The sequence below is a fragment of the Morganella psychrotolerans genome, assembly GCF_001676155.1.
Taxonomy (GTDB): Bacteria; Pseudomonadota; Gammaproteobacteria; order Enterobacterales; family Enterobacteriaceae; genus Morganella; species Morganella psychrotolerans.
Genome location: NZ_LZEW01000002.1, coordinates 12,550 through 25,593, shown reverse-complemented (window position 1 = coordinate 25,593; position 13,044 = coordinate 12,550). Strand labels below are relative to the sequence as shown.

11 protein-coding genes and 1 pseudogene are annotated in these 13,044 nt (G+C 46.1%); 11 read left to right on the top strand and 1 reads right to left on the bottom strand.

Annotated elements, in window-relative coordinates:
• Positions 1 to 3: 3 nt before the first annotated feature.
• Positions 4 to 1,269, bottom strand: a complete 1,266-nt coding sequence (mtnK, locus tag AYY16_RS08515) for an S-methyl-5-thioribose kinase (RefSeq protein ID WP_067365060.1) — start codon at positions 1,267 to 1,269, stop codon at positions 4 to 6.
• Positions 1,270 to 1,789: 520 nt separating this feature from the next.
• Here mtnK and AYY16_RS08510 point away from each other — a divergent pair.
• The 11 genes and pseudogenes from AYY16_RS08510 to AYY16_RS08455 all read left to right on the top strand — a co-directional run bounded on the left by AYY16_RS08510 (position 1,790) and on the right by AYY16_RS08455 (position 13,038).
• Positions 1,790 to 2,008 carry a helix-turn-helix domain-containing protein gene (locus AYY16_RS08510; RefSeq protein ID WP_067365057.1) on the top strand — a complete coding sequence of 73 codons (219 nt, stop codon included), beginning with the start codon at positions 1,790 to 1,792 and terminating at the stop codon, positions 2,006 to 2,008.
• Between the two features lie 116 nt (positions 2,009 to 2,124).
• Positions 2,125 to 2,974: pseudogene (locus AYY16_RS08505) on the top strand (glycosyltransferase family A protein).
• Positions 2,975 to 3,777: 803 nt separating this feature from the next.
• Positions 3,778 to 4,329, top strand: a complete 552-nt coding sequence (locus tag AYY16_RS08500; protein WP_067365054.1) for a cytochrome b — start codon at positions 3,778 to 3,780, stop codon at positions 4,327 to 4,329.
• Between the two features lie 42 nt (positions 4,330 to 4,371).
• Positions 4,372 to 4,947, top strand: a complete 576-nt coding sequence (locus AYY16_RS08495) for a YceI family protein (RefSeq protein ID WP_067365051.1) — start codon at positions 4,372 to 4,374, stop codon at positions 4,945 to 4,947.
• Positions 4,948 to 5,222: 275 nt separating this feature from the next.
• Complete coding sequence (locus tag AYY16_RS20220) at positions 5,223 to 5,411, top strand: hypothetical protein (protein ID WP_067365048.1); 189 nt, start codon at positions 5,223 to 5,225, stop codon at positions 5,409 to 5,411.
• Positions 5,383 to 6,003 carry a hypothetical protein gene (locus AYY16_RS08485; protein ID WP_208020730.1) on the top strand — a complete coding sequence of 207 codons (621 nt, stop codon included), beginning with the start codon at positions 5,383 to 5,385 and terminating at the stop codon, positions 6,001 to 6,003. Before AYY16_RS20220 ends, AYY16_RS08485 begins: the two co-directional genes overlap by 29 nt.
• A gap of 498 nt (positions 6,004 to 6,501) precedes the next feature.
• Positions 6,502 to 7,692 (top strand): EmrA/EmrK family multidrug efflux transporter periplasmic adaptor subunit, encoded by a 1,191-nt coding sequence (locus tag AYY16_RS08475; protein WP_067365038.1) that lies wholly within the window; start codon positions 6,502 to 6,504, stop codon positions 7,690 to 7,692.
• Between the two features lie 15 nt (positions 7,693 to 7,707).
• The gene (locus AYY16_RS08470; RefSeq protein ID WP_067365034.1) at positions 7,708 to 9,228 is read left to right on the top strand and encodes a DHA2 family efflux MFS transporter permease subunit; all 1,521 of its coding nucleotides are present in this window, start codon (positions 7,708 to 7,710) and stop codon (positions 9,226 to 9,228) included.
• Between the two features lie 72 nt (positions 9,229 to 9,300).
• Complete coding sequence (locus AYY16_RS08465; protein WP_067365161.1) at positions 9,301 to 10,380, top strand: linear amide C-N hydrolase; 1,080 nt, start codon at positions 9,301 to 9,303, stop codon at positions 10,378 to 10,380.
• A 69-nt stretch (positions 10,381 to 10,449) separates the two neighbouring features.
• The gene (tehB, locus tag AYY16_RS08460; protein WP_067365031.1) at positions 10,450 to 11,313 is read left to right on the top strand and encodes an SAM-dependent methyltransferase TehB; all 864 of its coding nucleotides are present in this window, start codon (positions 10,450 to 10,452) and stop codon (positions 11,311 to 11,313) included.
• 309 nt (positions 11,314 to 11,622) lie between these two features.
• Positions 11,623 to 13,038 carry an alanine/glycine:cation symporter family protein gene (locus AYY16_RS08455; protein WP_067365028.1) on the top strand — a complete coding sequence of 472 codons (1,416 nt, stop codon included), beginning with the start codon at positions 11,623 to 11,625 and terminating at the stop codon, positions 13,036 to 13,038.
• The last annotated feature ends 6 nt before the right edge of the window (positions 13,039 to 13,044 follow it).

Genomic DNA, 13,044 nt, shown 5'->3' with positions numbered 1-13,044 from the left:
CGATTAACAATAAGAAAGAAATGGTGTGATATCGTCAAAACTGCGGTAATGACGGGCGTTGACAATCAGTTCACGGGCGAGTTTCAGTGCTTTGCGCTCAAGCGTTGCCCGCAGGTCAGCATCTTTAATGGATTTAAAATCTGCCACCCCGGCGAACCCGAGCAGGCGGCAGTTAATTTCCAGACCGGCGTTAACCAGCGTGTCCTGAAACAGTTCGGCGAAGAAACTGTCCTGCGCGGTTCTGAGAAATTTATCGTCAAATAATCCCTCCTGATACAGTACGCGCGGCCAGGCATCACCCTGCTGTTTTTCTGTCCACAGACGGCGGAATTCTGTCTCAAAGACAGACCAGGTCTGACTTATCTGTGACAGCAGCCATTGCTGATATTGCACGGTTTCGTTCTCATTTTTCCGGTGCGCAGGCTGAGAAAACCATGCCATATATAAGTTGCCGATATAATTACCGGTATCAAATGCCATAGGTCCCATAAAGCTGAATTCAGGATCAATCACCTGTACGGAATTTTCACCCGTCATGATGGAGCCGGAATGTAAATCGCCATGCAGCAGCGCCTGAGTCTGTGTCATAAATTTATATTTATAACGCATGGCAACCTGCACCATTTCCCGGTCAAGCATGACGGCGTTTGCATCTTTATCCAACTGCGGGGAAGTGTGTTGATTGCGTGGTGCGGGGTAATAAGGCTCAGTGAAAATCAGGTCTTCGGTGATTTTACACAGTTCATGGTTCGCGGAAAATTGTGCAGTAAGGGCTTTTTTATCCTGTGCATTCATACCGAGATCCGATGTGTGAAACAGCGTCTGCGCCATAAATAAACCGGTTTTCTCTGCAAGCCCGGGAACAAATTTACCGGCAATCAGTGTTTTACGCAGAATGATATGGTCATCGAGATATTCCATGGCAAACAACGCCATTGTTTCATCATAGAAATACACATCAGGCACATAATCAGGTGCGAAACGTTTTTCCTGTGACAGAGCATGGTACTCAAAATAATTGCGTTGCAAAGAGAGTGGCCAGGACTCGCCTGCGGCACGGACGTATGGCAGGGATTGTTTTACCACTAAGGTATTTTCACGTCCCCGGACGATAAAAACCAGATTGAGATTACCGTCGCCCACTTCCTCTACCCGCCAGTCGTCGGGTGAGCCGTCTAATTGCAGATGGGGAGGGAGGTGCGCGGCAAGATAAGCGGGAAGCGTTTTACTGGTTTGCGGGGTATATCCGGCGGGCGTTGCTCGTGTCATAAGATAACCTCAAAAACAGAAGGGAGTTATTTACAAATGTAAATTATAACTATGCATTTGTATTGCTTCTGTGATGAGAATAACACATCTTCTGATGATTGCATGAAATATAAAAACCGATAAAAACCAAAACAGGTAATAAATTCTTAAGTGTATATTTCCTGTTCTGTATGGGGAATATATTTAATCATCATTATTTTTTGCAATAACCAGGTATATATACCTGATCATGAAATGTGATAAATCTTATTTTGTCTGATTTAAGACGTTAAGTGTGATTAGGTAGGTAATATTACAGGAAATAGGAATGTTGATATTGATTTCAATGAACCGATAAGGTTAAATTCTATTTGCTGATTCAGCATGTGCCTGATATTTATAATCGGAAGTTGATATATTTTTATTTTATTTCAATATGTTGGCTTTTGTTTCGTGCCGTGGTTTTCGGTATTACAGGCATGACCTTAAAAATGGATTTTTTTTGTTATCACATTGTCAATATAAGCGAATGGAGTATCTTATGGAGACCGAATATATTTATTCTTGTGTCGGAAGCCGGATTAAAGAAAAGAGAAAATACTTAGGATTAAGTGTTGTCCGGTTAGCTGAAGATATGGGGATAACCCAGCAGCAATTTAACCGTTACGAACGTGGAACAAGCCGTATCAGTATTCATTATCTAATCTATTTGGCTGAATTGTTTCATGTTCCGGTGGAATACTTTTTCAATAAAGAATAGTTCCCCGGTAGTTAAGTCGTGACATGGTACTAACCGTATGTGAAAATGACCGGCAATTAACATCGCACTGGTTGTTAATAGCCGGTCAGTCAAATGTGGTAAGGGCTACAGGTACTATGTCACGCGAATTCTTCCGTAAAGTTGCTGATAAACAGCATATTAAGTTGTCTTATGTTACTCACTTCTATTGTAATCAGCAGGATATTTCTGAAGTAATCAATCTGTTGCGCGGGTATGAAAAAATGCCGGCGGCCGTTCTCGATCATGTTCAGTTTGTGATTGTTGATGATTGCTCTCCGGTTGAGTATGAGATCCCCGAATTTGATTTAAATCTGACCTGGTTACGGATCACAACTGATATCCCGTGGAATCAGGGCGGCTCCCGCAATCTGGGGGTAACTTATGCCAAATCAGATAAAATTCTGATGACTGATCTGGATCATGTCCTGCCGGTATCGACGTTTACTTATCTTATCAATGCGGGCAACCCCGGACGGACGTTTTATAAACTGTATCGTCAGGATGAAAATGGTAAAACGTATAAAGGGCACTCAAATCTGTTTTTTATGTCCCGTGCGCGTTTTTTCCGTTTTTATGGTTATGATGAAGAGTTTTGTGGCCACTATGGCGCAGAAGATTACCGTTTTGTTAAGTTACAGAAATATAACGGCTCCCGTCAGCGCTACTTACCTAAATCGGTGTATGCACAAGAGCGGATTGTTGACCGTGAAAAATCTTATCACACCCTGGATCGTGATCTGAGTTACAACACTCCGGTCGATAAGCGCAAGCATGATGAAATTTGCACGTATGGTGCAGAGGCAGGGCACTCTAGGTTATTCCTTGATTTTGAATGGAAAATACTAAAATCAGTTTCCCGTGTGCAACCGACGGAACGGAAAAAAAACACCCGGCTGGAAAACCCGCTGGTGGCTGCGTTGGTTGTTTGCCCCGCTGGCAAAATAAGACCGACATACAGACATAAAAAAAGCGCCCTGAAGGCGCTTTTTTTATGTCTGTTGCTCAGAATGTTTTGCTGTATTTAGCAATGATAGCAGCAGCACGGGTCAGATAAGAAATGAATGTTCTGATGTTTTTCATAATCAACTCCTGCGTTTGAATTAGGGGTTAAAGCGTCTTTCGCTTCGATGGGTGTACTATAGCAATTTTGTGACAAAGGTCAAATTTTTTATAAAATAAACTTTATTTGATTAAAATTATTTTTAGTTTTATCGTGACCGGATGATAAATCACAGGCAATAAAAAAAGCGCCCTGAAGGCGCTTTTTCAAATCTGTCTGATAATCAGAATGCTTTGCTGTATTTAGCAATAATAGCAGCAGCATGGGTCAGATGAGAAAAGAAAACTTTGATGCTTTTCATAATGAACTCCTGCGTTTGAATTAAGGGTTAAAGCGTCTTTCGCTTCGATGGAGGTATCATACCATTTATGTGACCGATGTCAAATTTTTAATAAACTATATTTTAAGATATTAAACTATTTTTTTATTTAAAACCGTCGGAGAGGGATCTCCCTGCGAACAATAAGTTATATACCCTGCGAAATGATTCTTATGTGATGCCGTTATATCAGACTTGTCTGCTGTTAAAATGGCAAATAAACTAAAAAACCGAATTAAATGAGTATGTTAGTGATTTAATTTGACTGACTTATGCAAGATATTTGTCCGATATTTATTCTGAAATCACGTAAAGTAGCAGGCTGTTACCGGGTTGTTACTGATATGGGTTATTAAAGGGTATTTATCAATGCAATGGAAAAATAATGCTGAGCGATACGGACACCTCTCCGTTTTGCTTCACTGGGGTGTGGCACTCACTGTTTACGGGATGTTTGCCCTGGGGCTGTGGATGGTATCGCTGGGATATTATGATATTTGGTATCACAGTGCGCCGGAGATCCATAAAAGTATCGGCATTCTGTTGTTTATTGTTTTGGTTATCCGGATGGTCTGGCGCTGGATTTCCCCGCCGCCGCCTGCGTTAACCACCTATACCCGGCTTACCCGGATCAGTGCAACACTGGCGCACTGGCTGTTGTACGGTATTTTATTTGCCATCCTGATAACCGGATATTTTATTTCAACGGCAAATGGTCAGGCCATTTCTGTTTTCGGGTGGTTTGAGATACCAGCCTCACTGGCTGACGGTGCATCACAGGCGGACAGCGCAGGAACTATTCATCTGTATCTTGCCTGGTCTGTTGTTGTGCTGTCCGCGCTGCACGCGCTGGCCGCATTCAAACATCATCTCTTTGATAAAGACGCCACATTAAAACGTATGCTGGGCATGAAACCCTGAACGCAGGGAAGCCCGTAATTTTATTATGACGGAGAAGTAATAATGCTGAAGAAAGCACTGGTTGGTTTAAGCGCAGGCATGATGCTGCTGGGTTCAGGTGCGGCACTGGCTGACACCTATAAGATTGATAAAGAAGGGCAGCACGCGTTTGTTCAGTTTCGTATTCAGCATCTGGGTTACAGCTGGCTTTACGGGACATTTAAGGATTTTGACGGCACATTTACGTTTGATAAAGCCGATCCTTCAAAAGACAACGTCGATGTGACGATTAAAACCGGCAGCCTGGATACTAACCACGCGGAGCGGGATAAACACCTGCGCGGCCCGCAGTTCCTGAATACGGATAAAAATCCGCAAGCTAAATTTGTGTCATCCAAAGTGGAAAAGAAAGGCGATGACTATATCATCACCGGTAATCTGACCCTCAATGGTGTGACACAGCCGGTAACGCTGGATGCAAAACTGACGGGTGAAGGTAAAGATCCGTGGGGCGGTTATCGTGCAGGTTTTGAAGCTACAGGAAAAGTGTCCCTGAAAAGCTTTAACATCAATGCGGATTTAGGCCCGAAATCACAGGATGCCGAGCTGATTATTTCTGTTGAAGGCGTGAAAATCTGACATTTTCCGTTATCTGACTGATTTGTATACCCAACGAACCTGTAGTTTGTAAGAGTATATAAGACCCGCTATGGCGACCGGCTATAGCGGGTTTTCTTTATTTGTGTCAGTATCTTTTCGTACCCTTATTCATTCAAACTGCAGGTTCGTTGGCTGTACTCAGCCCGCCGGGTCACATACTTGTGTATGCTCCCCGGCGGTCGGAGCTTGCCGCATGCCTGCATCTTGAATGACGTTGGGTATATATGTTGCCGGTAATAAATGCAGAGGAAAGTATGGGTAAATTAATAAAACTGGTGTTGATGCTGATTGTCGCTGCTGCGTTTACAGGAGCCGGTTATTATATGGGAACACCGGAAACAAAGCCGCCGGTTTTACGGGAGGCGCTCAGCAGCAGCAGCGCGGAGAAATCGCCTGTTATTGTTGAAAAAAAAGATGATGGCGGAATCATTTCTGTTTCTTGAGTCACTGCGTAAAATCTCACCTGAAAAATATAAAGAAATAAAACGCGAGATGGGTGATTACGATTCAATGACCGATGAGCAGAAACTGGCATGGGTGAATAAAATCACCGGGCTGACGGCGATATTATTAATCGATCGTGTTCCTTATGCTTCTGACGAGGCGTTAAACGCCTTTGCTGTGGCGATTAAAGAGCAGGCAGACGGATATCTGATAAAAGATCCGTCCGGGCAACTGTGTTTTAATAATTTTTTTCCGGCACTGAATAAATTCCCGCAGGATAAATTGGCTGTTTCTTATAATGAAGCCGATATCCGGATGTTGAAAACGGTTAATCTGATCCTGACGTCATCTCTGGAAAACCGAAATAGTCATTCAGTGTCTGAGCACGATGCCTATCGCGTATTAGGCTCCGTTTCACAGAAACTGAGTGAGAAATACGGCGATCAGGTTAATTTGTTATCAAACCCTGAAGAGGGTGCAAAAGACCCGGTAATGACCTGTCGTATTGTCGGGGATTTTTATGAATTATTTACTCAGGAGCCGGATAAAGCCGCTACCGCAGAGGCATTGCGACAGATCTTGTCTGATTGATTTTCATGCTGTCACCGTAAATCAACCATCGGTATTGAGTTTATCCGGTGTGACCCTTGTGCAAATTGTGCTGTTTTTTCCGGGACATGACAAAATAATCTTATTTCAGTAAAAAACGATACTTTGTCTGAGAACAGGAAAACCTGAAAATAAAATACGTTTGTACCCGAAAATGAACCTGCTAATCGAATAATCAGGATGTTTTTTTCATAATATCATTCTGCGGGTTATTTTTTTTGTGAAGCGCCGGCACAAAAAAATATCAAAGTGTGAAGCGGATATTACTTTCATTTCCGGACATTTCTTTATATTGCATTGCAGAGCATCATAAACTGACAAATAAATCACATAATTCATTGTGTCAGACGGATATTCTGTTTCTGTTTATGTCGTTTTCATTCATCCGCCATATTATTTCACTTATCGTTACTTTTTCCGTTATTCAGGCTATTCTGTGCGCAATAATATTGCATTAATTTTAATGACCGGGGTATTTTGATGGACAACACGTCAACGCAGTCTTCTGCCGCCCAACCTTCCGATAAACACACATCTTCGAGTCATCCTGCAAAACGAAAAGCCTGGCTTCTCGGTACCACTCTGCTGTTTATTTTATTACTGGCGGGGTATCTGATTTATTGGTTTCTGGTTCTGCGCTATCAGGAATATACCGATGATGCTTATGTGGTCGGGCTTCAGGTGCCGGTTGTGGCGCAAACGACCGGTAATGTGACGCAGGTAAATTTTGAGAATACCGATCTGGTACGCGCCGGGGATGTACTGGTGGTGCTGGATAAAACCAATGCTGAACTGGCTTATGCACAGGCGCGCCATGATCTCGCGGCAACAGTGCGCCAGACACAGGAGCTTTATTATAACCGTGACCAGCTCAGTGCCGTGATTGCACAGAAAAACGTGCTGCTTAATCAGGCAAAAAGTGATTATGCGCGCAGAAGTGTGCTGGGGCAGCGGGGGACTATTTCCAAAGAGGATTTGCAGCACTCACGCGAAGCCGTGGAAGAAGCACAGGCGTCCCTGAATGCATCGGTGCAGCAATTTAATGCCACGAAAGCCTTGCTGAAAACAACCGCATTGGCGGATCAACCCGCGATATTACAGGCGGCAGATAAAGTCCGCGATGCCTGGATAACCCTTCAGCGTACACAAATCCGCAGTCCGTTTACCGGATATGTGTCACGGCGCAATGTCCAGGTCGGCGCACAGGTCAGTCCGAATGCGTCACTGATGGCAATTGTCCCGGCAGAGCCGGTGTGGATTGATGCTAACTTTAAAGAAACGCAGCTCAGTGATGTGCGGATCGGGCAACCGGTCACGATCACCAGTGATTTTTATGGCAGCAAAGTGATATTTAACGGCACGGTCGCCGGTCTGGATATGGGTACCGGCAGCGCATTTTCACTGCTTCCGGCGCAAAACGCGACCGGTAACTGGATTAAGGTGGTGCAGCGTCTGCCGGTCAGGGTGGAATTAGATCCTCAGCAGATTGCAAAATATCCGCTGCGTATCGGGTTGTCCATGAATGTCACTATCGAAACAAAAAATACGGATGGTCAGGTTCTGGCGAATGTGCAGCGTGATACTCCGGCATTTAAAAGTGATGTGCTTATTCCGGATCTTGCGCCGGTGAATGTTGTGATTGCACAAATCATTACAGACAATGCCAGTTAAGTTGTACGGGGGTTTATTGTGGATAATCAACCGTTAACCGGAAAAAGACTGGTCTGGGCGACCATCGCACTGGCGATGGCGACCTTTATGCAGGTGCTGGACTCCACCATTGCCAACGTGGCTATTCCGACTATCTCGGGCAATCTCGGGGCGTCTGTCTCGCAGGGAACCTGGGTTATTACCTCGTTCGGGGTATCGAATGCCATTTCTATTGCTATCACCGGGTTTCTGGCCAAACGTTTCGGTGAAGTCCGCGTGTTTATCTGGTCTGTCGGGCTGTTTACCCTGGCATCTCTGCTGTGCGGGTTATCTGATAGTCTCGGAATGCTGATTTTTTTCCGCGTATTACAAGGCGGCGTTGCAGGACCTATTATTCCGCTGTCACAAAGCCTGCTGCTGAAAAGCTATCCTCCCGCGAAACGCAATACTGCACTGGCGTTGTGGTCGATGACCATCATTCTGGCGCCTGTGTGCGGGCCGATTATGGGCGGTTATATCAGTGATAACTTTCACTGGGGCTGGATTTTCTTTATCAACATCCCTATCGGGATATCGGTGGTGATTGTCAGTCTGATGCTGCTGCGCGGCATGGAGTCGAAAACCACGAAAGTACCGCTCAATGTGATTGGATTATCATTGCTGATAGTCGGTATCGGGTGTCTGCAAATTCTGCTGGATAAAGGAAAAGATCTCGGCTGGCTGGAATCCGATGAAATTGTTGCGCTGGCGGTTATTGCGGCGGTTGCGCTTGTGTTCCTGGTTATCTGGGAGCTGACAGATAAAAACCCGATTGTGGAATTGTCCCTGTTTAAATCGCGAAATTTTACGGTCGGGACGCTCTCGGTCAGTCTGGCGTATATGGTTTATTTCGGCGCAATTGTTCTGCTGCCGCAGTTGTTGCAGGAGGTCTACGGCTATACGGCGGAGTGGGCGGGGCTGGCACTGGCGCCTATCGGGCTGGTGCCGATATTGATCTCGGCATTTGTCGGCAAAATATCCAATGTGGTGGATCTGCGCTGGATTGTAACCTTTAGTTTCGTGATATATGCCATCTGTTTCTACTGGCGGGCATACACATTTGAGCCACAGATGGATTTTTATGCGTCTGTCTGGCCGCAACTGGTGCAGGGATTTGCGGTTGCCTGTTTCTTTATGCCACTGACAACCATCACTCTTTCGGGGTTGCCGCCGGAAAAACTGGCTTCCGCTTCCGCGCTGGCAAACTTTTTCCGGACATTGGCAGGCTCGATAGGGACCTCGATCACCACAACATTGTGGAGCAGACGCGAATCGTTACATCATTCTCAGTTAACTGAGTCGATCACAGAGTATAATCCGGAATCGGTACAGATGTATCAGGAAATGGCGCAGCACGGTATGTCGCAGATACAAACATCGGCGTACCTCGCAAAAGAGATAACTGCGCAGGGATTAATTATCAGTGCGAATGAAATTTTCTGGCTTTCAGGCGGGGTGTTTATCGGTCTGATTGTGCTGGTCTGGTTTGCCAAACCACCCTTTACCGCTAAGTCCTGATAACCGTTACAGTAACAAGGATGCGTAACCGGTAATGTGCCGGTTGCCGGACGCAATGAAGAGGATTTTTCCATGAGATTTAAACAATTTATGCTTGCCGGTGCAATTGCGTCGGCCACATTACTGGCAGCACAGATAGCCTCTGCCTGCACACGCCTGGTGTATCTCGGGGATGATTCGCAGGTGATCACGGCACGGTCGATGGATTGGAAAAGTGATGTCGGCACGAATTTATGGATTTTCCCGCGGGGCATGGTGCGTGATGGTGCCGCCGGACCAAACTCGGTTAAATGGGTGTCTAAATACGGCAGTGTGACCGCCTCCGGGTATGATGTTGCCACCACCGACGGGATTAACGAAAAAGGGTTAGTCGCAAACCTGCTCTGGCTGGTGGAATCGGTGTATCCGACGCCGGAAAATGATAAACAGACCCTGAGTATTTCTGCGTGGGCGCAGTATGTGCTGGATAATTATGCAACAGTGGAAGAGGCCGTTGCGGCACTGGAAAAAGAGCCGTTCTCAGTGATTACGGACAAAGTGCCGGGCGAAGATCGTCTGGCTACACTGCATTTGTCTCTGTCAGATGCATCCGGTGACAGTGCAATTATTGAATACATTGATGGCAAACAGGTTATTCATCACAACAAGAAATATCAGGTGATGACCAACTCCCCGGTATTCAGTGAGCAACTGGCGCTGGACAGTTACTGGCAGCAGATTAACGGCACGGTTATGCTGCCGGGCACTAATCGTTCTGCTGATCGTTTTGCGCGCGGCTCTTTTTATATCAATGCTATTCCTAAATCAACCACACCGAATAAAGCGGTGGCATCTGTTTTCAGTGTGATCCGCAATGTCTCTGTGCCGTTCGGACTGAATACGGAAGAAGAGCCGAATATCTCTTCTACCCGCTGGCGCACGGTGGTGGATCACAAACGTCAGATTTATTTCTTTGAATCCGCACTGACCCCTAATATCTTCTGGGTTGACCTGAAGAAAGTCGATTTCAGCAAAGAAAGTGGCAAAGTGAAGAAACTGGATTTAGGTGCTGAGCAACAAAATATTTACTCCGGTGACGTGGCGAATGACTTTGTTGAAACTAAACCTTTCGTTTTTGAAGGGATTAATAAAGTGATTGCTCAGAAGAAATAAAAGACATTTACGCCTCACCGGAAAGCGTATAAGATGCATTTAAAATACATCTTTAAGGTGAGGCGTAAAATGGAAAATCTGGTCTGTTATAAAACTCTGCCGGTCTGGCAAAAAACCACTATCCCGATGGCATTTACGGAAAGGCATAATACGGCGGAAGGCACATGGGCACAATTATCCGTGCTGGCCGGAGAAATGGATTTTGTTATTTTCGGTGAAAATGGTGAAGAGACCCGCTACCACTTTGATACTGAACATCAGCCGCCGCGCCTTGATCCGCAGGTGTGGCATAAAATTGAGTCTGTCAGTGATGATATTTCCTGTCAGCTCGCCTTTCACTGTAAACCGGAAGATGAATTTTACAAAATCCATGGTCTGACCCGTCCGCACTCTGAAGTCCGCGAACTGGTGACAATGACCAAACCCGGCAAAACCCTGGATTTAGGTTCCGGTCGCGGGCGCAACAGCTTTTTTCTCGCACAACTCGGCTATGATGTGACTGCCACGGATATTAATCCGCAGCATATTCAGGCGATTGAAGATGTAAAATCCGCCAGTGGGATAAGCAATATCCACACTGCTGTGTATGATATCAATCAGCATACTTTGCAGGATGATTACGACATCATTATCTCCACAGTGGTACTGATGTTCCTGAAAAGAGAAAATATTGCAGCGATCATCGCCGATATGCAGGCACATACCCGCCCCGGTGGTTATAACCTGATTGTTTGTCCGGTAGAGACAGATAATATGCCGTACGACGAACTGCCGTTTGATTGTTTCCTGAAGCCGGGTGAGCTCTCTGCTGCCTATGCAGACTGGGAAATACTGAAATACAATGAAAACCCGGGTCATCTGCACCGCACTGATGCCGCAGGTAACCGGATCCGCCTGAATTTTGCCACTCTGATTGCCCGTAAAAAAGCCTGATCACCCGTAAATAATCAGATCTTCACGCTGTGTTGCCGGCTTTCCGGCAGCACGCTGTTCTGCTCTTTCCCCGTACCATAAATCATCCTGCATCAGCTCTGTTTGTTCATCACCTGAAAAAATAACGCACCATTTTAGTTCCTATTACGACGAGTGACTCCTCTCACACTATCAAACATCCGATACGGTTTTGGCTGTTTTTTACTCGCAGTTTACGCATTTTTCGGCTTTATTAGTAAATGATAAATAAATGTTACTCATTTGTGATGCGTGAAATGAAAAAATAACAGAGCCGGTCAGGGGGAATGAATGGACTTAATTACAGAGTGGCTGGGGACGTTAAACGGCATTGTGTGGGGCGTACCAATGCTGGTGGGGATACTGGGCGTGGGGTTGTTTATGCAGATACGGCTCAGCTTTTTGCCGATCCGTAAACTGGGTACCGGGTTTAAATTACTGTTTCAGCGTAATGAATCGCGCGGGGAAGGGCAGATCTCGCCGTTCAATGCACTGATGACCGCGCTGTCCGCAACTATCGGAACAGGTAATATTGCGGGTGTGGCAACGGCGGTCGTGATGGGCGGGCCGGGCGCACTGTTCTGGATGTGGATGACGGCACTGGTCGGCATGGCAACAAAATATTCAGAAGCGGTACTGGCAGTCCGCTTTCGTGAAGTGGATAAATACGGGCAATACGTTGGCGGCCCGATGTATTACATCAAAAATGGTTTAGGTCCGAAATGGATTTGGCTGGGTACACTGTTTGCTTTCTTTGGTGCCTGCGCGAGTTTTGGTATCGGAAATACGGTTCAGGCAAACTCAGTGGCTGATGTGCTGGAAAGCAACTTCGGGGTGGATAAATGGATAACCAGTGTCGTGCTGGTGGTGCTGGTCGGAGCGGTACTGATTGGCGGGATCCGCCGTATTTCTGATGTTGCGGGCAAACTTGTGCCCTTTATGACAGTCGGCTATTTCGGCGCGGGTTTAGTGGTGCTGGCGCTGAATGCCAGTGAAATTCCGGCGGCATTCTCACTGATTGTTACCTCTGCATTTACCCCGGTGGCAGCACAGGGCGGTTTTGCCGGTGCAGCAGTTTGGGCGGCTATTCGTTTTGGTGTGGCGCGCGGCGTGTTCTCTAATGAAGCGGGTCTGGGCAGTGCGCCGATTGCCCATGCTGCGGCAAAAACACAAAACCCTATCCGCCAGGGGTTGATCGCCATGCTGGGAACCTTTATTGATACCATTATTGTCTGTTCCGTTACCGGACTGACGATTGTGATTATGGGCGGTTGGTTAACCAACGAAACCGGTGCAACAATGACCGCATCATCCTTTAAAGCCGCTATCCCCGGCGGTAATTATATTGTGGCGGTTGCGCTGACCATTTTTGCATTCACCACTATCCTTGGCTGGAGTTTTTATGGTGAGAAATGTGTTCAGTATCTTTTTGGTCTGAAAGCGATCAAGGTATTCCGTGTGTTATGGATTATTGCGTTACCGGTTGGAGCCACCCAGTCTCTCGATTTTGTCTGGCTGCTGGCGGACACGCTGAATGCGATGATGGCTATTCCTAACCTGATTGCACTGATGTTACTCAGCCCTGTGGTGTACCGCCTGACGCGGGATCATATCCGTGATATTAATGCGGACAGTATTACAGACAGTATTACGGGCAGTGCTGCGGACAGTAAGGATATAACAAATCAGTTAGTTGATAAAAAGTAGTCAGTC